This window comes from Priestia sp. P1_B12_1 (assembly GCF_056406695.1).
The window spans coordinates 979,581-1,003,796 of the sequence record NZ_JBFTZR010000001.1 but is presented as its reverse complement, the minus strand read 5'-3'; the positions used below and the strand labels follow the sequence as shown (position 1 = coordinate 1,003,796).

Genomic DNA, 24,216 nt, shown 5'->3' with positions numbered 1-24,216 from the left:
GAAAGGCCTTTTTTTCTATATATAGACAGTAAAAAAGCCGCTCCATAAGGAACGGCTTTTTACTATTAACGAGAGTAGAACTCTACGATTAGTGCTTCGTTGATTTCAGCAGATAATTCAGAACGCTCTGGTAAGCGAGTGAATGTACCTTCTAATTTCTCAGCGTCTACTGTTAAGTAGTCTGGTACGAAGTTGTTAACTTCAAGCGCTTCTTTCACGATTGAAAGGTTGCGAGATTTTTCGCGAACACCGATCACTTGACCAGGTTGTACACGGTAAGATGGGATGTCAACGCGTTTACCGTCAACTAAAACGTGACCGTGGTTAACTAATTGACGAGCTTGACGACGAGTGCGTGCAAGACCCATACGGTATACTAAGTTATCAAGACGAGCTTCTAAAAGAATCATGAAGTTCTCACCGTGCTTACCAGTTAATTTACCAGCAGCAACGAATAAGTTACGGAATTGACGCTCAGTTACACCATACATGTGGCGTAATTTTTGCTTTTCTTGTAATTGTAAACCGTACTCAGAAATTTTCTTACGTTGACCTGGGCCGTGTGGACCTGGAGCGTAAGGGCGTTTTTCTAATTCTTTACCTGTACCACTTAGAGAAAGACCTAAGCGACGAGAGATTTTCCAACTTGGACCTGTATAACGAGCCATGATGACTCCTCCTTGTTTGTGTTTTTATTTTATGCAAAACAAAAACAGACACATTCTAGCGATATGCTCATTTTGTTTTCATGTACCATCGCTCTAGCAGCAGAGAGTTACACGATACACCATCTTGTTAAAAGAATTGCTACTTCTGTAAAACAATCTTTTAATGAGGAACAAAATGAAAAAACATAAAGAAGATTGTATAAGCTGCAATATTTCACACAACGAGTATTATAGGTGTTTCCTCGTATAAAGTCAAGGAAGATTGAAGATTAAAAGAATGTAAAAGAAAGGATATATTCTTTTGAAGGATGCAAGGAGAAGAAAGAACATAAGAAAACGGTGGTGATGGGCTAATCAAACGTTTGTTTAATAAGCAAAAACCGCTGATATGCAGCGGTTTTTTTGCTTATTCATATTCAAAGAAAAGAAGTGAGTTCTTTGACGAATTCTTCAAGATACTGTTGATCGATTTCATCAAAGCGTTTCTTGATTGGACTGTCAATATCAAGAACACCTAAAAGTTTACCGTCTTTTACCATTGGCACAACGATTTCAGATTGAGAAGCAGCATCACATGCAATGTGGCCAGGGAATGCATGAACATCTTCGATTCGCTCTGTTCTTTGATTTTGAGCTGCTGTACCGCATACGCCTTTTCCAAGTGGAATGCGAACACAAGCCGGCAGCCCCTGGAAAGGACCGAGTACTAACTCGTCGTCTTCCATTAAATAAAAACCTACCCAGTTTACTTCATTTAAAAATTGATTTAGTAAAGCTGAAGCATTTGCTAGATTAGCAATTGTATTGCTTTCTCCTTCTAATAAGGCGCGTAATTGCTTAATTACTAATTCATAATCCTTTTGTTTTGAGCCGCTGTAGTTTTCGACATTAAACAATGTATTCTCCTCCATTCAACATAAGATTTAATGAATTTTTATCAGGAAACGTCAGTTTTAACGCTACTTTGTCGATAAAAGATTACAGGAACTAAAAAGCCTATCACGAATTATGTAGAGAGGCTACTAAAATCCTTTTTAAATACTGTAACGATTTCTACACAATTTTGCAATCATATGTGTTTTGTAAAAATAAATCGAAATGAGGTGTAGATAGATGGCTGTACAGTCAAAAACGAAAGAGAAAATTATTGATGCGGCTGTTTCTCTTTTTAACGTAAAAGGTTTTGATGGTACGTCGGTGCGCGAGATTGCAGGGAAAGCGAAAGTGAACGTAGCGAATATTTCATATTATTTTCATAGCAAAGAAGGATTGCTTGAAAGTTTAGTGATTTCTTATTTTGAAGGTTATATTGGGGTACTGGAGCAAGCATTCCAAGAAATGAAAAAGCTGTCTTCAACAGAAAGTATGATCGTGATGATTCGAGCTATCTTACATTACCAGCACGAAAACAGGCATATTGCCCGGCTTGTATATAGAGAAATCTCTCTTGACACGATTTTAATTCGAGAAGTTATGACTACGTATTTAACTAAGGAAAAATACTACTTAAAAACAATCCTTGAAAGAGGGATGAAAGAAAAGGAGTTTCGAAAGCTGCACGTTTCCTTTACAATCATTGAGCTTAAGGGAATGCTATCTATGCCTTATCTTCATCCTCAGTACCTAAGTGAAGTTCTTCATATATTGCCCCACGAACCGTATTTTGTTCAGCAATATGCGATTGAGCTTGAGCAATGGGTGCACACAACGGTATGTTTGCCATATGAACGGACAAACAAACTGCGCGTTCAATTATCCTAAATGGAGCTCTCCATAGCCTTGGCCTAAATCCTTCGCACAGTGGGCGTCTGACCCATATACGAGAGGGATTTTTTTCTGTTGGGCTGCTTTTACGACAAAGGGAGCTGGATACGCTTCCTTGCACAAAGGCTTAAACAACCCTGCACCATTATAGTCCAAAGCCAGATCTTTCATTTTTATTTCATCGAGTATTGATAAAATAATAGGGGAAAGCGTGTCTTCATATGGAAATTGAGTTTGAAATTTATGTACGAGTGTCATATGCCCAATGCGCTTAGGCTTATAAACGCCTAAATTGGCCTGTACAGAGCGTAATACCGTGTTGTAATACTTATCATATACTTTGCTTACGCTGCCAAATTTCTGTACAATATGTGCAAATACGTCAGAGCTAAAATCTAGGCAGTCATATCCTTCTTCATGCTTTAAGAAGTGGACAGAAAGGATGCTGTCATCGAGATAAGGACCATACTCGTTTAAGAAATCTGTTGTTTCGTGTTCAAATCCTTCAATAAAATCAACTTCCAATCCGATATTAATGCGAATATCGCGCTCAAATTCTTTTTTAACTTGCTGTACGTTTTGAATGTAGCGATCAAGTTTGTCAGGATCCATTCCGCTGTCGCGATCAGGTGTCGGATCACTGAAGCTTTTTGGTAATGGAGCATGCTCTGTAAACGAAATCTCGTCAAAGTTCAGGGAAATCGCCTGTTCAACATATTGGTGCAATGAATCAGGTGAACCGTGTGGGCAAAATGGAGTATGAATATGTTTGTCAACTTTCATAAAAAATGCCTCCTTTTTTCTTCTTTTTCCATTGTAACGACACAAAGTAACTCCATGCCAATATTTTGTATAAAAAAATTTAATTTTTTGCTCAAAAGTTGGACTTTACATGGTATCATAAAAACATTGACGCAAAAAAATTTAAAGGATTAAATTCACCCTTTTTATAAATAAGAAACTTGTCATGTAGAACGCACTGTAAGGGGGCTTAGTATGGAATTCATTATAGCACTAATCATACTTATTATCGGATTAGTTGTGTACGGAATGTTTTCACGTAAAAAGATTTATCAAGAAATTGATCGCCTGGAAACGATCAAAGTCGAATTAGCAAATACGCCAGTTGCAGAGGAAATTTCAAAAGTAAAAGAATTGAACATGACAGGTCAAACTGAAGAGCTATTTGAACGTTGGCGTGAGCAGTGGGATGAAATTATATCAACTAATCTCCCGAAAATTGATAAAGAACTGTTTGAAACGGAAGAAGCAGCAGATAAATACCGATTTAAAAAAGCGAAGCAGTTGTCTATACATATTGATCAAGCCTTAGAACAAACCAAGATAGATATTGAAAACATACTTACTGAACTTCAAAATTTAATTGGTAGCGAACAAGATAATCGATATGATATTGAGGAATTAAATCAGCTTCACCGCCATGTGAAGAAAAAATTGCTCGCACATCGGTATTCCTATGGAAATGCTGAAAAAACGTTAGAATACGCAATTAATACATCTAAAGAGCAGTTTAAAAAATACGAAGAAGAGACGATTAACGGAAACTATCTTCAAGCACGTGAGATTGTTCTTCAATTAAAAACTGATTTAACAGCTATTGATTCGTATTTAGAACAAATTCCTAAAGTGTTAGTTGAGTGTCAGACCACTCTTCCTGTTCAGTTCAATGAACTGCTTGACGGGTTTCGCGAAATGAGTGAGCAGGGATATGTGTTAGATCATCTGCAAGTAGAAGAAACGGTAGAGCTTTTAAAACAAGAAACTGCTGAAATTATTGCAGATATTGAAGAATTATATGTGGAAGAAGCGATTACAAAACTAGATGATGTGAATGAACGCTTAGAGCAATTATATGACTCACTTGAGCATGAGGTTTTCTCCTATCATAAAATGAACCGTGAATCTCATACGGTATCTAACTTCCTTCGTATGCTTCAAGAACGAAACCGTGAACTTCGTGAAGAAACGCTATTTGTACAGCAAAGCTATCATTTTAAAGAGCGCGATTTAGACGTATATTATAAAATGGACCGCGAACTAAAACGATTGACTAACTTGTACTATAATATTTCGGACAAGGTGGCGGAGCACAATTTAGCCTACAGTGTAATCCAAGAAGAACTCGAAGACGTTTCCAAACAGCTTAACCAATTAAAAGAATCTCAGGAATCCTATAGCGATATGCTACAAGCTCTTCGCAAAGATGAGCTCTCAGCTAAGGACAAAATAGAAGAACTGAAATCTCAGTTGATTGAAGCACGACGCCTTATTCAAAAAAGCAACCTTCCTGGTGTTCCTGAAGAATATAAAGTGCAGCTTGAAAAAACGGTTCATATCTTAAATGAAGTAACCGCTAAGCTGAAAGAAAAACCGCTTAATATTCAAGCTGTTCAATCTTTACTTGAAGATGCTGTTGGTTTTGTTCAGGATACATTTGATGAAACAGAGGCAATGTTAGAAGAAGCGCGACTCGTTGAAAGAGTGATTCAATATGGTAACCGTTATAGAAGTACTCATCATTCGATTGCACAGTCTTTAGAAGAAGCAGAAGAAGCATTTCGTCATTACGAATACAAAGAAGCATTAAAACAGGCATCTGCAGCTATTGAGCAAGTAGATCCTGGTGCGCTGGATCGTATACAGCGTATTGTATCTTCACAGAGTTAAAAAGCTCGTGTCCAAAGGACACGAGCTTTTTTATGACGCTTTTCTTTGTATACGATCTGTGTGATGTGTACCTCTTGCAATACTAATAATATAGCCTATGAAGGCGGCAATGACTGTTGGAATGAGCCATCCAAGGCCTTGGTTATAAAGCGGCAAATAGTTTTTGAAAAAGTCGTCTATGCCTGTTAGGATAATTCCTGCTGCTTTTAACCCATCAAAAATGCTAAGAATCGAGCTAATGATTACGGCTGTCACATATACTTCTCGACCAAACGAAATGGCTCTTTCAATTAACGATAAAGCAATTAGCGTAATGGCAATAGGGTATACAAAGGTCAAAATAGGTATGGAAATAGAAATTAATTGAGTAAGCCCTACATTTGAAATAACAGCACTAAACAGCATTAAAATGACAACAAATGTTTTATATGACATGCTCGGCACCAGCTGCGTGAAAAATCGTGCGCAAGCAGAAGTTAATCCGATGGCTGTCGTTAAACAAGCAAATGTAATAGCAAGTCCTAAAATAATGGTTCCAAACGAACCGAATAATGTTGTAGCTACAGCTGTTAAAATAGCTCCTCCATTTTCTTTCATACCAATTGCTTCTACGCTTGAAGCACCGATGTAAGCGAGAGAGAGATAAACGAGAGCTAACCCAGCAGCAGCAATCAATCCGGCTTTTATACATATCGAAGCAAGTGTTCGTTCGTCTGTGACGCCTTTTTCCTTAATACTGTTGATAACAACGATGCCAAATACGAGAGCTGCGATTGTATCCATTGTCAAATATCCATCAATAAAGCCACCCGTAAATGGAGAGGCTATATATTTGGCGTGAGGTTCTTGAAAAGAACCCATAGGGGTCATTAAACTTTTGATAGCTAAAAGAGCTAATACTGCCAGCAGCAAAGGAGTTAGGATTTTTCCTATGCGATCAACAATTTTAGTTGGATTCAATGATAAATAAAGTGTTAGGCCAAAGAAAATAACGGTATAGACAAGTAAAGGAATCTTGCTTGCAGCCGCATTTTCTGATAAAAATGGTGTTACGCCGATTTCAAACGCTACCGTATCTGTTCTTGGTATACCAAAAAAAGGACCGATTGCTAAGTAAAGCAATATAGTAAATGAAATTCCGAAAATAGGGTGAACTTTTTTAGCTACTTCGGTAAAGTTTCCGTTACTTTTAGAAACAGCAATTATACCCATAAGCGGAAGTCCTACACCTGTAATGAGAAAACCAATGATGGAGCTCCAAGTGTGTGTTCCTGCTTGCTGTCCGAGTAAAGGAGGAAAAATCATATTTCCTGCTCCAAAAAAGAGAGCGAACAGCATAAGGCCGATGGCAAATATTTCTTTATTAGTAAGTGCTTTGGTTTTCATAATGCCTCCTAGTGTATCTTATGATGATAATTAAATTTTCTGACTTTTTAAAAACTAAAAGTACGTGATACATACTATCATATTTATGAAATCATATATAGGTTTTTTTGAAAAAATCTAAATAGTTTATCAATAATATAAGTAACGTTCAATTTAAAAAAGTATCAAGGTATGTTATGATAATACGTTGTTCCGAAAAAATGAAGAAGGGAGCGCGCATCCTTGATTTATTTAGATAATAGCGCTACAACAAAACCCTATAATGAAGTCATACAATCTTTTACTAAAGTAGCTACAACTTATTATGGCAATCCATCCTCCCTCCATCAATTTGGCGTACAGGCGGAGAATTTGTTGAGCCGTTCGCGTGAGCAAGTAGCAGAATTGCTGCATGTAACGTCAAATGAAATTATTTTTACATCTGGAGGAACGGAAGGGAATAATTTGGCTATTAAAGGCGTAGCGATGCAATATAAAAGCCGAGGTCAGCATATCATTACGACAAATATTGAACATGATTCTGTTCATGAACCATTCAAGCAGTTAGAAGCCCTAGGATTTAACGTTACGTATGTTCCGGTAGATTCCAGTGGATTTGTATCACCAGCGGCTATTGAATCAGCTATTACGGATGAAACCATTTTAGTATCTGTTATGCATGTAAATAATGAAATTGGCACCATTCAGCCAATTGAAGAAATTGGACAGATGCTGACGAACTATTCGAAGGTGCTTTTTCATGTCGATGATGTGCAGGGGATTGGAAAAGTTCCGCTTTCTTTAGCGGATCATAAAATTGATTTATGCACATTATCAGGACACAAAATTCACGGCTTAAAAGGGACGGGAATTTTATATAAACGAAATGGAGTTCAGCTTCATTCGTTGCTTAGCGGAGGCTCTCAGGAAATGCAGCATCGATCAGGCACGGAAAATGTGCCGGGAATCGTAGCATTTGCTAAAGCACTTCGTTTAACACTTGAACATGCTGCTCAAAATCAGCAAAAAATGCGGAAAATAAAAGCAGAACTGATGGACAAACTTTCTGCTCACGAAAGAATCACGATGAATACGCCGAATGAGCATTCGGCACCTCATATTATAAATTTTACAGCACAAGGTATTAAAGGTGAGGTTTTTGTTCACGCTCTTGAAGAAAAAGGAGTGTTTGTATCCACTACATCTGCTTGCTCATCAAAGCGAAAAAAGCCAAGCAAAACGCTTTTAGCTATCGGTAAAAATTACGAAGAAGCCGATCAGTCCATTCGATTGAGCTTGTCAGGATTAAATGATTATAATGAAGTAACGCCCATTGTAAATGCTATTTTCACAGTAATTGAAGATCTAAAGAAAGTAATGAGGTAAAAGATTATGATATATAACCATATTTTAATTCGGTACGGAGAAATCTCAACCAAAGGACAAAATAGAAAAAAATTTGTTGCTCAGCTAAGAAAAAATATTGTAACGGCTCTTAGTGCATTCCAAAATATTCACGTAAAATACACAAGAGACCGCATGTATATTCACTTAAACGGTGAAAATCACGAGCCTATCATCGAACGTCTTCAGCAAATCTTTGGTATTCAAAGCTTTAGTTTAGCATTAAAAGTTGAAAATGAGCTTGAAGCGATTCAAGAAGCAGCGTTAGAAGCAATGAAAGAATTTGATATAGAAGGAAAAACATTCAAAGTATCTACTCGAAGAGCGTATAAACAATTTCCTCTTGATACAAACGAATTAAATTATGCAGTAGGAAGTCATATTCTACGAAATACAGAGCATCTACAGGTAAACGTAAAAGAACCAAGCGTAAATGTACGAGTAGAAGTGAGAAGTGAAGCAACGTATATTACATGTTTTGATTATCGCGGAGCAGGAGGTCTTCCAGTTGGTACGAGTGGAAAAGCGATGCTGATGCTTTCTGGAGGAATTGACAGCCCGGTTGCAGGATACTTAGCTATGAAGCGCGGTTTAGAAATAGAGGCGGTTCATTTTTACAGTCCGCCTTTTACAAGTGAACGTTCTAAGCAAAAAGTCATCGATTTAACGCAAAAATTAACGGCTTATCACGAAAAAGTAAAGCTTCACATTGTACCGTTTACAGCTGTACAGCAAGCGATTCAAAAGCAAATTCCAGAGAATTATACCATGACCTCTACACGTCGTATGATGCTTCGAATTACGGACCTTATTCGTGAAAAAAATGAATCATTAGCTATCGTAACTGGCGACAGCTTAGGACAAGTAGCTAGTCAAACGGTTGAGAGCATGTATGCGATTAATGAAGTGACTAATACGCCAATTTTGCGTCCGCTTGTAACAATGGACAAAACAGAGATTGTTGAAATTGCCCGCAAAATTGATACACATGAAATTTCGAATCGACCGTATGAAGACTGCTGTACAATCTTTACGCCAAGCTCACCAAAAACGAAGCCAAAGCGTGAAAAAATAAATCGATACGAACAATTTTATGATTTTGAAACATTAATTCAAGAAGCGGTAAATAATGTAGAAACGCTTGAGATGACAGCTTCTTCGGCTACAAATACCGCAGACAGCGTAGAAGATTTGTTTTAAAAGTTAAATTTCATAAAATTACCAAAAAAATAATGTATGATGCCATGTGTTTTGACACAATCTATATTCAACAAGGAGGTGAAAACACATGGCAAACACAAACAAATTAGTAGCTCCTGGTTCAGCAGCTGCTATCGACCAAATGAAATACGAAATCGCTTCTGAATTCGGTGTAAATCTTGGACCAGAAGCAACAGCTCGCGCTAACGGATCTGTTGGTGGAGAAATCACTAAACGCTTAGTTCAAATGGCTGAGCAACAACTTGGTGGTAAATAAGTCATATTAATTAAATAATGATGGCTAAAAAGAGTGGGGGAAACCTCACTCTTTTGTCTTGTTTGTTTTGTCACGTATAATAGAGACAAGATCAAGCTTTATAAAGTAAAGGAGATGTTGGCGATGGGGACTTTATTTTACGGCGGCAAAATATATACGATGCTAAAAGAGGGTGAACATGTAGAAAGCGTATATGTAGAAAAAGGATTCATTAAAGATATAGGCGCAGAAAAAGATCTAAGAATCAAATGGGGTGCTGAGATTAACAAAGAAGTACACCTCAAAGGATATCCAATGTATCCGGGCTTTGTAGATAGCCATCTTCATTTAATTGGTCACGGTGAAAAGCTACTTAGGCTTGATTTGTCTCAAGCTACTTCTAGGGAAGACGTGCTGATGCGCGTTCGACAAAAAGTAGAGAGTACACCAAAAGGAGAATGGGTAATTGGAGAAGGGTGGGATGAAAATCAGTGGGAAGATTCCTCTTTGATTCAGTATCAAGATCTTGATCAACTTTCAACTGAACATCCGATTATGTTGAAGCGAGTCTGTCGTCACGGATTAGTAGTAAACGGGACTGCTCTTAAAATAGCCGGGATTACAGCTGAAACACGTGACCCGGAAGGAGGTATTATCCAGAGGGATGAAGCAGGAAATCCTACCGGTTTTTTGGCTGATCAAGCGCAAGAATTAGTAACGGGTCATATTCCTCAAGTATCAGAAGCATACATTCGACAAGCTCTTTCAGTAGCCATTAAAGATTGTGTTCAGCACGGATTGACGGGTGGACATACGGAAGATTTAAATTATTATGGAGGCTTTTTGCGTGCATATCAAGCATTTCAAGACGTTATTCATAAAGAAAAGCAGCTGTTTCGTGCTCATTTACTTGTTCATCATGAAGCAGTAGATGATATGTATACATACCTTGAAAAAAAGAAAGACACATCCGCTTTTATTGAAATAGGGCCAATGAAAATTTTTGCTGATGGTTCTCTCGGCAGTCAATCTGCTCTTTTAAGCTTTCCATACAAAAGCGACCCATCTACAAGAGGTATAGCTATTCAATCACTAGATGAATTAAAACAGCTAGTGAGAAAAGCAAGAGAATTGGGCATGACGGTTGCAATTCATGCGATTGGTGATTTAGCGTTTCAATATGTAGTAGAAAGCATCGAACAATATCCTCCTCAAACAGGGCAAAGAGATCGTATTATTCATGCGCAAATTCTACGAAAAGATTTAGTTGAGCGTGTAAAAAAGCTCCCGGTTGTATTGGATATTCAGCCTCGGTTTTTAGCCAGTGATTTTCCATGGGTCATTGAAAAAATTGGAGAAGAGCATTTGGACTATTGCTATGCGTGGAAAACGTTATTGGACGAGGGCGTTATGTGTGCAGGCGGATCGGATGCGCCTATTGAACCTATCAATCCCATGTTAACAATTCATGCAGCAGTTTCTAGAAAAACTTCTCCAAATAGCTCGGTCGTTTACATACCGTCTGAGCGACTTACAGTATTTGAAGCTGTTCAGCTGTTTACTTTAGGAAGCGCGCAGGCCATTTATCAAGAGGACAAAAAAGGATATGTTCAAAAAGGCTATGTAGCTGATTTTACCGTATTAGAAAGAGATCTGTTTAAGATACATGTAGATGATATCCCATCGGTACAGGTGCAGATGACTGCTATTAATGGAGAAATTGTATATCAAAAATAAAAAGCGCCCTTGGGCGCTTTTTATTATAGAAATGTACGCTTAACTCGTTGCCAGAAAGAGTTATCTTTCAGTTTAACCGTTTTAATTTGACGGTCACTTAAACGAATTTGAACTTGATCAACTTGGCGTGCATTTAATGCTTCGTTATCTATTCCAATAATTGGACTGTGGTTGTTGTCATTGGATAGCTTTAAAGTGAGCGTATGCTCAGCGCTTAGGATGAATGAAGATCCTAATGTACGATAGTTATTATTATTTAACGATGCCAATTCGCTGACTTGCATACAAGGAATTAACGGATCAACTACGGCTCCACTTACCGATTTAGTATAAGCCGTACTGCCTGTTGGTGTTGAAATAATCATCCCATCCCCACGGAATGTTTCAAAGTGATTTTCATTAATAAAAACATCTAGACTGAGTGTTTTTATCACACCTGATCGAATCGAACATTCATTTAAGCAATAAAAAGAAGTTCCTTGATCAATTTGAGTTTGTAAAACGGGAAATCGACGTACTTCTATATTTTCTGTCGTAATAGCTTCAATCATTTTATCCGTTTCATCGATATGAAAATCGCAGTAAAAACTTAGTTGATCTGAAGTTGTGACACCAGCATATAAGCAGTCATCTCGAAAGCCAGATTGACGGACAGCCTGTAAGAAAGCGCCGTCACCGCCAATACTTACAATGATGTTAGCGCTGTCGAAATGATCTACTACTTGAAAGTCATATTGTTTTGCAAGTTCAATAAGTGGACTTACAAGCGCCTTTGTTTCCTGGTTTTTTGGATGAAAGAAATAAACGTTGCGACGATTTGGCATAGATAGTTCCCCCTTGTTTGTCTGATATGTAAAATATTAGCGATAAAGTAAACTTTTTAAAAAAAGTTTGTTACAATAATTATAGCATTATTGCTTTAAGAATTAAAAGAATAATCTTTTAATTCTGACACCTAAAAAGGAGGATTTTCATGAACAAAAAAAGGTGGATTGCTCTTTTAATTGCGGCCTGCTTATTCATTTTTTCTGCGATTGTTAATATTGGTTTTTCAGTCAAAGAAGAAAAAGATGACGGTCTGGCAGGCATCTTTGGAGGAGACGACAGTGAACTATCAGAAACAGTTATCGAAAAAGGGAATGCAGCTAAGAAAATTGCAGTGCTAGAGGTCAATGGAACGATTCAAGATACAGGAAGTGGTTCCTCTCCGCTTATGTCCCAAAATGGTTATAACCATCAAGCATTTTTAAAGCAGCTAGAGGCTGCAAAAAATGATAAGGCAGTTAAAGGAGTCATTATTAAGGTGAATTCACCGGGCGGCGGCGTCGTTGAAAGTGCTGAAATACATAAAAAAATTGAAGAGCTGAAGAAAGAAACGAAAAAGCCAGTGTATATTTCAATGGGATCAATGGCTGCTTCAGGAGGCTATTACATTTCAACAGCTGCTAATAAAATCTATGCAATCCCGGATACTTTAACAGGTTCACTAGGGGTAATTATGCAAAGCGTTAACTACGGCAAGCTGGCTGATAAACTAGGAGTAGAATCTGTCGTGATTAAAAGTGGGGCTCATAAAGATATTATGTCTCCAACAAGAGAAATGACCGGAGAAGAAAAAGAAATTATGCAAACACTTGTAGACAACTCGTACGATGGTTTCGTCAATGTTATCTCTGAGGGACGTCACTTGTCTAAAGAAAAAGTGCGTTCTATCGCAGATGGACGAGTGTACGATGGACGTCAGGCTAAAGAGCTGAAGCTGGTCGATCAACTAGGGTATTTTGAAGATGCGGTAACAGGAATGGAGAAAGATTATAAGTTAAAAGGTGCACAAGTAATTCAATACAATCAAGGATTCGGACTGCCTTCTTGGCTTTCAATGAGCATGCAAAAAGTAATAGGTGGAGATGAACAAGTCACTGCAATGTTAAAAACATTTGCGCAGCCAAGCTCTCCGCGCCTGATGTATTTATATGCAGAATAGAGGTGGGAACATGGAAAATCAGTCTCATTCAACCGAATCAAACGACAATATAAAACATGAGCCAGCGGTAAGTACTCCAATAGGTAGTGAATTCCATTATGCAGGATTTTGGATGCGCTTTTGGGCATACCTTTTAGATCTAGCCGTGGTAGCTAGCTTGAACTCTCTGCTGATCAAGCCCATTTTCCATTTAGCAGGTATTTCTCGAGGAGATGGATTTTTTTCTCCCTATACGATTGTAACGGTTATTATCTTTTATGGTTATTTTGTTTTAATGACCAAGTATTTTGGCCAAACGCTTGGAAAAATGGTGTTTGGGCTTAAAGTAGTATCGCTGAAAGACTCCACTTTAACTTGGCCTGTTGTGCTGTTTCGTGAAGGAGTTGGACGTTATATTTCTAAAACGGTTTTTTTGCTTGGCTATTTATTAGTTGCGTTTTTACCTAAGAAGCAAGGAGCTCATGATTACTACGCAGATACAACTGTTATACATGAAGGTACAATCAGCAGATAATAAAAAGAGGCTGGAACAAAAGGATTTTAGACGAAGTGAATAACGAACCACTGATCAAGACTTTTGATTAGTGGTTCTTTTTTTTTGGTTATGGTAAACGCAGGTTTCATTTGTTTAGATTCTTCTAGAAGTTGATTGGATTCATTTCGTTATGTCTCAACCTCTTTTTATTGTTTCCATAAGGTTTAATATTCTGTGTTTTGGAGATAATGTGAAGCTAAGAAGGAGTGAAGGATGTGCTATGGCTTTTATGGATATTGCTAGCACTTTTAATTGTTATTGTACTTATTGTATGGACAAAAATCACGCTATTTGTAGATCTTCACCATGTCCGAGATAACGATTATTACAGAGTGAGACTCAGGGCTTGGTTTGGTCTTATTCGCTATACATATGAAATTCCGGTAGTGAAAGTGAAAAAAGATTCTCCTCGTTTGCTTGTTGAAAAGAAGAAAGGAATGGGTGATCAAGGAAAAGAAGACGAGAATTCATGGAGTGATTATTCTGTAGAAGACGGGCTAAGCATGTTAGAAAATGCGAAGCAATTCCTTGAACAGGTAGTCGGTTTTCATAAAATTTTTCGTCGTTTCTTACAGAAAGTGACGGTAAGTGATATTAGATGGCACAGCCGTTTCGGTTTAGGTGATGCTGCGTTAACAGGCGTACTTACCGGCGCTGTATGGTCTGCAAAGGGGGGCATAGTTGGTATAATCAGCCGTTATATGAAATTAAAAGATATGCCTGTCATGAGCGTTACTCCTGTATTTCAACATCTTTGGTCAGAAACGGTATTTGAGTGCATAATTTCTTTTCGAGTTGGTCAAGCTATTCTAGTAGGTTTACGGACCTTGAGATATTGGCGGCATACGTCCAAAAAGCGTCGCAAAAGATGGAAGTCGTCAAATAAGAACAAGACACACTCTGTGAAAACATAAGGAGGTTATCTTAATGGCAGAACATCCAATTAAAAGTTTAATGTCGACAGCTATGGAAAATTTAAAGGAAATGATTGATGTCAATACAATCATTGGTGATCCTGTAGAAACACCTGATGGCAGTGTTATTTTAACTGTCTCAAAAGTCGGTTTTGGTTTTGCAGCGGGCGGAAGCGAGTTTGGAGTAGAAGGACATGCACCATCTTCTCCAGGACAGCACCAGCAAGAATCAGCTCATCCGTTTGGCGGAGGTAGCGGTGGCGGTGTATCGATTACGCCAATCGCCTTTTTAATTGTGAGTGGAAGCGGAATTAAAATGCTTCACCTTAACGAAAGTACACATTTATATGAAAAGATTCTAGATACAGCACCTCAAGCGATTGAACGCGTGCAGCAAATGTTCAAGCGCAACAATCATCAGCAGGATCAGCACAATCAACAAAGTCAGCATCATGACAGTTCAAATGATTTTAATTTGTAGAAATAATATAAAGCTTTGCTTGCTTCTTTAAACGGTAAAAGAAGCAGGCGAAGTCTTTTTTTTTTGCGCTTATTTTTTAGGATACAGCTCCATGTTTTGTATGTCATTTAATTGCAATATAGAGACAGACAAGCTAATATGAACAGTGTACATACTTATTTAAAGGAGGAATTATTCGTGACTAAATTTAAAGGTAACGATGTAACATTATTAGGAAATCAAGTAAAGGTTGGAGACAAGGCGCCAAACTTTACGGTTTTAGCAAATGATTTATCAGAAGTAACGCTTGACAGCACAAAGGGTTCTGTTCGCCTAATTAGTGTAGTTCCTTCTATTGATACTGGAGTTTGTGATGCGCAAACTCGTCGCTTCAACGAAGAAGCAGCTAAATTAGATAACGTAAAAGTATTAACAGTAAGCGTAGATTTACCGTTTGCTCAAAAGCGCTGGTGTGGTGCTAATGGCATTGATAATGTTCAAACTTTATCTGACCACCGCGACTTATCATTCGGAGAGGCATATGGTGTAGCTATTCAAGAATTACGCTTATTAGCTCGTTCAATCTTTGTAGTAGACTCAAATGACAACGTAACGTATGTTGAGTACTTACCAGAAGTAACTGAGCATCCGAACTACGAAGCAGCAATCGAAGCAGCTAAAACAGCTAAGTAAGATTGTCAGTGGCGTTCGGCAGAAGGCGGAAAACAATGTTTTTCGCCTTCTTTGTGTTTTAAGAAGTTTTTATGATAAAATATGATGTTCCAAATAGGACGTTTACTCATTTATATAGATATTATTTCATTACACAGGAGGCAGAATATGAGTCAGTTAGCTAGTATGGAAAAGCTATTTGGTGTAATTGATCAAACAGCTATTATTTTAAGAAAAGAACTAAACTGCGTATATTTAGAAGCAGTAGCTGAAACGGGAGAAAATTTGTTTCAAGGAACTATTTTACAAGAAGAGCTAGATGAGGTAACTAAAAAACGTTTAAAAAAAGAATACGATTCAATCACGCTTGATCATTTTGAAAAAGAAACGATTCGAAAAGCGTATCAGCTGGCTATTTTAAAAGGCATGAAAGAAGCAGTTCAGCCTAACCATCAAATGACGCCTGATGCTGTAGGACTATTTGTCAGCTATCTAGTTGGGAAGTTCATGTCAGGAAAAGATAAATATACGCTTTTAGATCCCGCAGTAGGAGCAGGGAATTTATTAACAACCATTTTAAACACACACGCTGCGTCAATTGAACACGTATACGGTGTAGACGTGGATGATTTATTACTTCAATTAACATATGTAAATGCAAATTTACAGAAGCACGGCGTTCAATTATTCAATCAAGACAGCTTACAGCCGCTTTTTATTGATCCTGTGGATTTAGTTGTCTGTGACCTGCCGGTTGGTTATTATCCAAACGACGAAGGGGCAAAAGAGTATAAGGTAAGAGCTGAAGAAGGTCACACTTATGCTCATCACTTATTTATTGAACAAAGCTTGCGCCATGTAAAAGACGGAGGATACGTAGTGGCTCTTATTCCAAATAACTTGTTTGAATCTGAACAGTCTCATTTATTACAGCCGCTCTTAAAAGAGGAAGCAATCGTGCAAGGGATTATTCAGCTGCCGCTTTCAATGTTCAAACAAGAGCAGGCTGCTAAAAGTATTATGGTTCTTCAAAAACAGGGAGAAGGAGTAACAGCACCTGAAAACGCGCTGCTTGTGAATTTGCCGAAGTTCAGCAATCGAGAAGCAATGAGTGATATTATGGCTCAAATGGACCAATGGTTCCGAGTGAATAAAAAGTAAGTCTTTTTCGAAAATAATGAATATTTATCGGTAGCGTTTTCATGATGTATAGCTCTTGAAATCTATTGTCGTGAATGATTAAATGAATAAGGATAGAAATCGTGTCGAAATGCATAGAATATTGTAGAGATTACACTTTTATGTTCTGTTCGTTATGTTTATGATGCACGTATAATAAAGAAGGAGCTGTTTTTTTATGTCAAAAATCATGGCAATCAACGCCGGCAGTTCTTCACTTAAGTTTCAATTATTTGAAATGCCAAGTGAGACGGTATTAACAAAAGGTTTAGTAGAACGAATTGGTTTAGATAACGCTGTTTTCACGATCTCGGTAAATGGTGAAAAACAAACGGATATTACAGAAATCCCTGACCATGCTGTTGCAGTTAAAATTTTAGTTGAAAAGTTACTTTCTCAAAACATCATTCAATCATACGATGAAATCACTGGTGTAGGTCACCGTGTAGTACACGGCGGAGAGAAATTTGCTGATTCTGTTTTAATCACAGATGAAACACTAGCGGAAATTGAAGCTTTATCTGATTTAGCACCGCTTCACAACCCAGCAAACATTGTGGGAATTAAAGCGTTCCAAGATATTCTTCCAAATGTTCCAGCTGTAGCAGTCTTCGATACAGCATTCCATCAAACAATGCCAGAAAAATCATTCTTGTACAGCTTACCGTACGAGTACTATGAAAAGTATGGCGTTCGTAAATACGGTTTCCACGGCACATCTCATAAATATGTTTCTGAGCGTGCAGCTGAGCTTCTTGGCCGTCCAATCGAACAATTGCGCTTAATTTCTTGTCACTTAGGTAACGGTGCAAGTATCGCTGCAATTGAAGGCGGCAAGTCAATTGATACATCAATGGGCTTCACACCATTAGCTGGTGTAGCAATGGGAACTCGTTCAGGTAACATTGACCCTGCATTAATTCCATTTATTATGGAGAAAACAGGAAAAACTGCTGACGAAGTATTAAATGTATTAAATAAAGAAAGTGGTCTTTTAGGTGTATCTGGTATTTCTAGTGACCTACGCGATCTAATCAAAGCAAGCGCTGAAGGCAATGAACGCGCTGAAACAGCACTTGAAGTATTTGCTAGCCGTATTCATAAATATATCGGTTCTTATGCTGCTCGTATGTCTGGTGTAGATGCAATCATCTTCACAGCAGGTATTGGAGAAAACAGTGATGTTGTACGTGCTCGCGTTCTTCGCGGTTTAGAGTTCATGGGCGTTTATTGGGATCCAGCTTTAAATAGTGTACAAGGAGAAGAAGCATTTATTAGCTACCCTCATTCTCCAGTTAAAGTTATGGTTATTCCTACGGACGAAGAAGTTATGATTGCACGTGACGTTACTCGTTTAGCGAATATTTAAGTTCATAAAGTGCCTCTTCAATGCATGAATTCTCATAAATTGTCAGGCAAACTAACGAAAAGCTGATTTCCTTGTTAGGAAATCAGCTTTTTTATATAGCGTCAGTAGCTGACGGTTAAAAGAAGGTTTACAACGTATAGAAGAAAGAAATAATATAGGAAGCAAAATGTAACGGATGTATTATTTGTTATAATAAAAATAAAACTACTTATTTCTTGAAAGGGTGACATGATGATACTAACGAATCGCGAAGAACAGCTTTTAGAAGAAATCTATAAATGGGAAGAGAGCTTACAGAGTGTAGAAGCAACTGAGATGGAGTTATTATACGAAGAGTGGTTAGAAAAAGGGCTTAACTTAATTCCAACTTCTGTTCGCGAGACCTATTTACATAAAATTGATGAGGGACTCTTTCAGTTAACTGCATTAATTCAAGGTACGGAAATGCAAACTCAAGCGACAAAACGAATTATTGAAACTGCTCGTGTATTCAAAGAGGATATCACAGATCTGTCAGAAATGAATTCCCTTCAAGTAGATCAGCTTTCTTATATATGCGAACAGCAAATGGCCAAGCTTCGATTGTATGCGCTGAGTCAAGGAGCACTTTCAGGAACCGGACAATCGCTGCTGGTCGGTATTGATATACCTGCTGTTTTATGCATGAATATTCAAGCGGTGCAACAGGCAGCAATGAGCTATGGCTATCATATCCAGACTCCTTCAGAGCTGATGCTAACGCTAAAAGTTTTCCATGCAGCAACGCTACCTAGACACCTTCAGGCTGAGGGGTGGCATCAATTAAAGAGTGAGTTAAGCCAAGAATTTGACCCGTATTTTTATGAAGGTGTTGATCAAATTGTAGATAAAACGTGGCTGCAAAAAATCGTTGTGCAAATCGGGAAAACGCTAGCTATATTGGCTGCAAAAAGAAAAGTTTACAATCGTTTGCCAGTGGTGAGTATGATGGTTGGCGGAGGTATGAATTACCGAATGGCCAAGCAAGTGACAGATTATGCAAAGCGCTTTTATCAATACCGCTATTTGCTGGATAAGAAAAACGAGTCTCATTAATTTTTCATGAGACTCGTTTTTTTTGTCTATCCGTGAACATTTTTTGATATTTCCTCATTTGTTCGATACCAAATCCACAAATCATTAATAATAGAAGCAAGCTCTCCTATCTCGCTATTTAATTCACAGGAGCGGATAAAATTAGTCTCATCTTCTAACGCCGCTTGTTTTTGATTAATACTCGTTTCTAAAGATTGAATTTTGTCTGGAATCTGCCCCCGAATGGATTCCCATGTTAGGAGAATATCCTGCTGAACTTTTTCAGAATAGAATGTCCATTCTCTTTCAAGAGCAGGAATTTTTATACCGAGTCTGTTGTCATAAGTAAAAAAGCGCTCCATTTTTTCACCTCTTCCCTTCCATTTTATACAATGACAAAAGCCAGAGCTACTGTAAGTGAAAAATAAATCATTTATACTTGGTTTATGCATATAAATATACACAGTATGTAAGAAAGGAATATTCATTCACGTTTATTTTTACAGTATTTTAAGAGATTTCACCCTGTTAAATTAAAATAAATGTGAATTTATATACTTTTTTTTGAATAACTATTGAAAATAGATTAAAAAGTTGTTAAAGTAATAGTAGATTAAATGAATAAAAATTAAAACGGTTGTATTAATATATATATAATTTGTAGGAGGAATAGATAATGAGTAATCCAAAAGTTGTTTTAGCATATTCCGGAGGTTTAGATACGTCAGTTGCAATTAAATGGTTACAGGAAAAAGGGTACGATGTGGTAGCCTGCTGTTTAGATGTAGGCGAAGGAAAAGATTTAAAATTCGTTAAAGAAAAGGCCTTAACAGTTGGAGCGGTATCATCATATGTGATTGATGCAAAAGAAGAATATGCCAATACATTTGCGTTAGCAGCACTTCAAGCACACACATTATATGAAGGAAAATATCCATTAGTATCTGCACTATCTAGACCGCTAATCGCTAAAAAGCTTGTAGAAGTAGCGGAACAAGAAAATGCAGTAGCTGTCGCACATGGATGTACGGGAAAAGGAAATGACCAAGTGCGTTTCGAAGTATCAATTAAAGCATTAAATCCACATTTAGAAGTTTTAGCTCCTGTTCGTGACTGGAAATGGTCTCGTGAAGAAGAAATCGAGTATGCAAAAGAAAAGAATATTCCAATTCCAATTAACTTAGACAGCCCATTTTCAATTGACCAAAACTTATGGGGAAGAAGTAATGAGTGTGGCGTTCTTGAAGATCCTTGGGCAGCTCCACCTGAAGAAGCATATGACCTAACGGCTTCTCTTGAAAACACTCCGGACACAGCGGATGTAGTGGAAATTGAATTCGTTGAAGGTGTTCCCGTATCATTAAACGGTCAATCTTACACGCTAGCTCAGTTAATTCTAGAATTGAACGAAATTGCAGGTAAGCACGGAGTCGGACGTATTGACCATGTAGAAAACCGTCTTGTGGGAATTAAATCACGTGAAGTATATGAGTGTCCAGCTGCTATGACATTAATTAAAGCGCACAAAGAGCTTGAAGATTTAACATTAGTGAAAGAAGTAGCGCACTTCAAACCAGTAATTGAGAAAAAATTAACAGAAGTTATCTATGAAGGTTTATGGTTCTCTCCATTAACAAATTCACTGCTTGCATTCTTAAAAGATACGCAGCAATATGTGAACGGAACAGTGAGAGTAAAACTATTTAAAGGGCATGCTATCGTAGAGGGACGTAAATCTCCTAATTCTTTATACAATGAAAAACTTGCAACATATACAAAAGAAGATGAATTTGATCACAATGCAGCAGTTGGTTTCATCTCATTATGGGGACTTCCAACACAAGTGAGCAGCATGGTAAATCAAAAGAAGGTGACAACGGTATGACCAAACTTTGGGGAGGGCGTTTTACGAAACGCCCTGAACAATGGATTGACGAGTTCGGTGCGTCGATTTCATTTGATCAGCATCTTGTAGAAGAAGATATTGAAGGCAGTTTAGCACATGTAACAATGCTTGAGAAATGCAGTATTCTTTCTGGAGATGAAGCGTCACAAATTAAAAAAGGCCTTCAAACACTGCTTGAAAAAGCTAAGAAGAAAGAATTAACATTTTCTGCTCAATATGAAGATATTCATTTGAATTTAGAAAAGTTATTAATTGATGAAATTGGTCCGGTTGGAGGAAAGCTTCATACGGGTCGAAGCCGTAATGATCAAGTTGCTACAGATATGCACTTATATTTAAAAAAGCATGTTCAGCAAATTGTAGGGCTGATTGAAAATCTAGAAGATGTACTGCTTACAAAAGCAGATCAGCATGTTGAAACCATTTTTCCAGGCTACACACATTTACAGCGCGCGCAGCCGGTTTCTTTTGCTCATCATTTAATGGCTTATGTTTCAATGTTCAAGCGCGATGCTGAACGTTATGCGGAATCACTGAAGCGTATTGATTTATCTCCTTTAGGAGCAGGAGCTTTAGCTGGTACGACATTCCCAATTGATCGTCACTATAGCGCGGAGCTTCTAGGCTTTAATGGGATTTATCAGAACAGTATGGATGCTGTGAGCGATCGTGACTTTATTTTAGAGTTTTTAAGCAACAGTTCTATTTTAATGATGCATTTATCTCGTTTTTGTGAAGAGTTAATTTTATGGTCTAGTCAAGAATTTCAATTTATTGAAATGGATGATACGTACGCAACGGGCAGCAGTATTATGCCTCAAAAGAAAAATCCTGATATGGCGGAGTTAATTCGTGGTAAAACAGGACGAGTATATGGTCATTTATTTAGCTTATTGACTGTGTTAAAAGGCACGCCTTTAACATACAACAAAGACTTGCAAGAAGATAAAGAAGGCATGTTCGATACGGTTACAACGATTGAAGGATGTTTGACCATTTTTGCTGGCATGATCGAAACAATGACAGTAAAAACAAATGTTATGGAAAAAGCTACGAAACAAGATTTTTCAAATGCAACGGAATTAGCTGACTATCTTGCTTCAAAAGGTATGCCGTTTCGTGAAGCACATGAAGTGGTTGGGAAACTGGTTCTCGTTTGTATTCAGAAAAATATCTACCTAATGGATTTGCCTCTTGAGCAATATAAGGAAGCGTCAGATTTATTCGAGGAAGACATCTATCATGTATTAAGTCCAAAAACAGCTGTTAATCGCCGCAATAGCGCGGGAGGAACAGGATTTGAACAAGTAAAAAAAGCAATTCAGCTAGCTAAAGATGAATTGCATGAAAAAACATCGATATAAAAAAGTTATCAAAACGTCCGCAGAAAAATCTGCGGGCGTTTTTTGATGTGAGATAAATGGTATAACTAGAGCATTTAAGAAGAAAATAGAAAAGATCATGTAAGGGATTATGAAGTAAAGTTCACACTCGTAAAGAAAATAAAGTGAAAAAGGAGAAGTGACATATGAAAGACAAAAAACATCCGCAGCATGTATATGAATATGATTTCGAAGGAGAAAAAGAGACATCAAGACAGCTAATGGATTCTTATTCAAGCGGCGTCATTGGCGATGCTATGGCTTCTGTAGTCGAAAATCCAGAAGCACAGAGTGATAACGAACTATATGAATAACTAGATGCATATACTGTATATAGACTAAGAAAAGCAGGATTATGCTGAGCTCTATCGAAAGGTAACGTCATAGTAAATCCGGTTTTCTAAAGGATTTGGTGTGGCGTTCTTTTTTCAGTTAATCACTGATATAAGAAAAGAGGGATAAAGGTGAAAATTGGAGTGCCGAAAGAAGTAAAAAACAATGAAAATCGCGTGGCTATTACTCCAGCTGGTGTTACAGCTTTAGTTAACGGTGGGCATGATGTATATATTGAAACACAGGCAGGAGAAGGCTCTGGATTCCATGATGAAGATTACACAAATGCAGGAGCTTCTATTGTAAATACTGCAAAAGAAGCGTGGGATGCTGAAATGGTTATGAAAGTAAAAGAACCGATTTCAGAAGAATACGGATATTTTCGTGAAGGACTTATTTTGTTTACCTATTTACATTTGGCAGCTGAAGAAGCATTAACGAAAGCATTGATTGATAAAAAGGTGGTAGGCATCGCTTATGAAACTGTACAGCTTCCAAACAAAAGCTTGCCTCTGTTAACTCCGATGAGCGAAGTTGCAGGAAGAATGTCTTCTCAGATTGGAGCTCAATTTTTGGAGAAAACCAAAGGTGGCAAAGGGATTTTATTAAGTGGAGTTCCAGGCGTGCAAAGAGGAAAAGTAACAATTATTGGAGGAGGAGTAGCAGGAACTAATGCTGCTAAAATTGCGGTCGGATTAGGGGCTGATGTTACAATAATTGATTTAAACGCTGATCGCCTTCGCCAGCTTGATGATTTATTTGGTAAAGAAGTGACGACATTAATGTCAAATCACTACAATATCGCACAATCTGTAAAAGAGTCAGATTTAGTGATAGGAGCGGTTCTCATACCGGGAGCTAAAGCGCCAAAGCTTGTCACAGAGGAAATGGTTCAAACGATGTCAAAGGGGTCCGTTGTAGTTGATATTGCTATTGATCAAGGGGGGATTTTTGAAACAACTGATCGCATTACCACTCACGATAACCCGACTTATTCGAAGCATGAGGTCTTGCATTATGCTGTTGCTAATATGCCAGGAGCTGTTCCACGCACGTCGACCTTGGCACTGACCAACGTAACGGTGCCTTATGCTCTGCAAATAGCAAGTCAGGGATATAAAAAAGCGTGCTTAAAAAACCTTTCCCTTCTTCAAGGCATCAACACCCTAAATGGGTTTGTCACTTACGCGGCTGTAGCAGATGCACACGGTCTCACTTACGCTGATGCAACAACTTTATTAGAGCAAGCATAATAAGGCATGTTTTTGCGCAGTTTGTGATATGATAGCCGCGTATTCACTTGTTTTGTAACTAAAACGGACGGGTAGAATATAGAAAAGGTTAGTG

The 24,216-nt window shown here is 37.8% G+C and carries 24 protein-coding genes; 18 read left to right on the top strand and 6 right to left on the bottom strand.

Features of this window, described 5'->3' with window-relative positions; all coding sequences use genetic code 11:
- Positions 1-65: 65 nt before the first annotated feature.
- Entirely contained in the window at positions 66-668 is a 603-nt protein-coding gene (rpsD, locus tag AC1D0Y_RS05205) for a 30S ribosomal protein S4 (RefSeq protein WP_013059485.1), read from the bottom strand.
- A 416-nt stretch (positions 669-1,084) separates the two neighbouring features.
- On the bottom strand, positions 1,085-1,564 hold the full coding sequence (locus AC1D0Y_RS05200) for a GAF domain-containing protein (protein WP_028410505.1): 480 nt from the start codon (positions 1,562-1,564) through the stop codon (positions 1,085-1,087).
- 217 nt (positions 1,565-1,781) lie between these two features.
- Here AC1D0Y_RS05200 and refZ point away from each other — a divergent pair, with 217 nt between their 5' ends.
- A complete protein-coding gene (gene refZ, locus AC1D0Y_RS05195; RefSeq protein ID WP_013059482.1) occupies positions 1,782-2,429 on the top strand; it encodes a forespore capture DNA-binding protein RefZ in 648 nt (215 codons plus the stop codon).
- On the opposite strand, the gene hisJ is transcribed toward refZ, so the two are convergent.
- Positions 2,421-3,215 (bottom strand): histidinol-phosphatase HisJ, encoded by a 795-nt coding sequence (hisJ, locus tag AC1D0Y_RS05190; protein ID WP_028410507.1) that lies wholly within the window; start codon positions 3,213-3,215, stop codon positions 2,421-2,423. The genes refZ and hisJ overlap by 9 nt on opposite strands.
- A gap of 213 nt (positions 3,216-3,428) precedes the next feature.
- On the opposite strand from hisJ, the gene ezrA reads away from it, so the two are divergent.
- Complete coding sequence (ezrA, locus tag AC1D0Y_RS05185; protein WP_013059480.1) at positions 3,429-5,120, top strand: septation ring formation regulator EzrA; 1,692 nt, start codon at positions 3,429-3,431, stop codon at positions 5,118-5,120.
- Between the two features lie 30 nt (positions 5,121-5,150).
- On the opposite strand, the gene brnQ is transcribed toward ezrA, so the two are convergent.
- Positions 5,151-6,506, bottom strand: coding sequence for a branched-chain amino acid transport system II carrier protein (gene brnQ / locus AC1D0Y_RS05180; protein ID WP_028410508.1), 1,356 nt, complete (start codon positions 6,504-6,506; stop codon positions 5,151-5,153).
- 222 nt (positions 6,507-6,728) lie between these two features.
- Between brnQ and AC1D0Y_RS05175 the strand changes: the two genes are divergently transcribed.
- The 4 genes from AC1D0Y_RS05175 (at position 6,729) to AC1D0Y_RS05160 (ending at position 11,082) form a co-directional block, all read left to right on the top strand.
- Entirely contained in the window at positions 6,729-7,871 is a 1,143-nt protein-coding gene (locus AC1D0Y_RS05175; protein WP_253351905.1) for a cysteine desulfurase family protein, read from the top strand.
- 6 nt (positions 7,872-7,877) lie between these two features.
- Positions 7,878-9,089: a tRNA uracil 4-sulfurtransferase ThiI gene (thiI, locus tag AC1D0Y_RS05170; RefSeq protein ID WP_014458016.1), complete on the top strand. Its 1,212-nt coding sequence runs from the start codon at positions 7,878-7,880 to the stop codon at positions 9,087-9,089.
- A gap of 88 nt (positions 9,090-9,177) precedes the next feature.
- On the top strand, positions 9,178-9,366 hold the full coding sequence (locus tag AC1D0Y_RS05165; protein WP_013059477.1) for an alpha/beta-type small acid-soluble spore protein: 189 nt from the start codon (positions 9,178-9,180) through the stop codon (positions 9,364-9,366).
- Positions 9,367-9,489: 123 nt separating this feature from the next.
- The gene (locus tag AC1D0Y_RS05160) at positions 9,490-11,082 is read left to right on the top strand and encodes an amidohydrolase (RefSeq protein ID WP_217598436.1); all 1,593 of its coding nucleotides are present in this window, start codon (positions 9,490-9,492) and stop codon (positions 11,080-11,082) included.
- Between the two features lie 23 nt (positions 11,083-11,105).
- On the opposite strand, the gene AC1D0Y_RS05155 is transcribed toward AC1D0Y_RS05160, so the two are convergent.
- Complete coding sequence (locus tag AC1D0Y_RS05155) at positions 11,106-11,906, bottom strand: NAD kinase (protein WP_028410511.1); 801 nt, start codon at positions 11,904-11,906, stop codon at positions 11,106-11,108.
- 149 nt (positions 11,907-12,055) lie between these two features.
- On the opposite strand from AC1D0Y_RS05155, the gene sppA reads away from it, so the two are divergent.
- From sppA to AC1D0Y_RS05115, 8 genes are all read left to right on the top strand, one after another.
- Entirely contained in the window at positions 12,056-13,066 is a 1,011-nt protein-coding gene (sppA, locus tag AC1D0Y_RS05150; RefSeq protein WP_013059474.1) for a signal peptide peptidase SppA, read from the top strand.
- Positions 13,067-13,076: 10 nt separating this feature from the next.
- Positions 13,077-13,580 (top strand): RDD family protein, encoded by a 504-nt coding sequence (locus tag AC1D0Y_RS05145; RefSeq protein WP_013059473.1) that lies wholly within the window; start codon positions 13,077-13,079, stop codon positions 13,578-13,580.
- Between the two features lie 236 nt (positions 13,581-13,816).
- Entirely contained in the window at positions 13,817-14,515 is a 699-nt protein-coding gene (locus AC1D0Y_RS05140) for a DUF2953 domain-containing protein (RefSeq protein WP_013059472.1), read from the top strand.
- 13 nt (positions 14,516-14,528) lie between these two features.
- Positions 14,529-14,996: a GerW family sporulation protein gene (gene ytfJ / locus AC1D0Y_RS05135; protein WP_028410512.1), complete on the top strand. Its 468-nt coding sequence runs from the start codon at positions 14,529-14,531 to the stop codon at positions 14,994-14,996.
- Positions 14,997-15,173: 177 nt separating this feature from the next.
- Complete coding sequence (gene tpx, locus AC1D0Y_RS05130) at positions 15,174-15,668, top strand: thiol peroxidase (protein WP_013059470.1); 495 nt, start codon at positions 15,174-15,176, stop codon at positions 15,666-15,668.
- A gap of 147 nt (positions 15,669-15,815) precedes the next feature.
- On the top strand, positions 15,816-16,808 hold the full coding sequence (locus tag AC1D0Y_RS05125; protein ID WP_060745484.1) for a class I SAM-dependent methyltransferase: 993 nt from the start codon (positions 15,816-15,818) through the stop codon (positions 16,806-16,808).
- 196 nt (positions 16,809-17,004) lie between these two features.
- Positions 17,005-18,195 (top strand): acetate kinase, encoded by a 1,191-nt coding sequence (locus AC1D0Y_RS05120; RefSeq protein WP_013059468.1) that lies wholly within the window; start codon positions 17,005-17,007, stop codon positions 18,193-18,195.
- Positions 18,196-18,423: 228 nt separating this feature from the next.
- The gene (locus AC1D0Y_RS05115; protein WP_240717346.1) at positions 18,424-19,269 is read left to right on the top strand and encodes an EcsC family protein; all 846 of its coding nucleotides are present in this window, start codon (positions 18,424-18,426) and stop codon (positions 19,267-19,269) included.
- 26 nt (positions 19,270-19,295) lie between these two features.
- On the opposite strand, the gene AC1D0Y_RS05110 is transcribed toward AC1D0Y_RS05115, so the two are convergent.
- Positions 19,296-19,610: a hypothetical protein gene (locus AC1D0Y_RS05110; protein WP_098965594.1), complete on the bottom strand. Its 315-nt coding sequence runs from the start codon at positions 19,608-19,610 to the stop codon at positions 19,296-19,298.
- Between the two features lie 314 nt (positions 19,611-19,924).
- Between AC1D0Y_RS05110 and AC1D0Y_RS05105 the strand changes: the two genes are divergently transcribed.
- The 4 genes from AC1D0Y_RS05105 (at position 19,925) to ald (ending at position 24,122) form a co-directional block, all read left to right on the top strand.
- Positions 19,925-21,133, top strand: a complete 1,209-nt coding sequence (locus AC1D0Y_RS05105; RefSeq protein ID WP_013059465.1) for an argininosuccinate synthase — start codon at positions 19,925-19,927, stop codon at positions 21,131-21,133.
- A complete protein-coding gene (gene argH, locus AC1D0Y_RS05100; protein WP_013059464.1) occupies positions 21,130-22,518 on the top strand; it encodes an argininosuccinate lyase in 1,389 nt (462 codons plus the stop codon). Before AC1D0Y_RS05105 ends, argH begins: the two co-directional genes overlap by 4 nt.
- A gap of 164 nt (positions 22,519-22,682) precedes the next feature.
- Positions 22,683-22,850, top strand: a complete 168-nt coding sequence (locus AC1D0Y_RS05095; protein WP_013059463.1) for a hypothetical protein — start codon at positions 22,683-22,685, stop codon at positions 22,848-22,850.
- A 150-nt stretch (positions 22,851-23,000) separates the two neighbouring features.
- Positions 23,001-24,122: an alanine dehydrogenase gene (gene ald, locus AC1D0Y_RS05090; RefSeq protein WP_053487774.1), complete on the top strand. Its 1,122-nt coding sequence runs from the start codon at positions 23,001-23,003 to the stop codon at positions 24,120-24,122.
- The last annotated feature ends 94 nt before the right edge of the window (positions 24,123-24,216 follow it).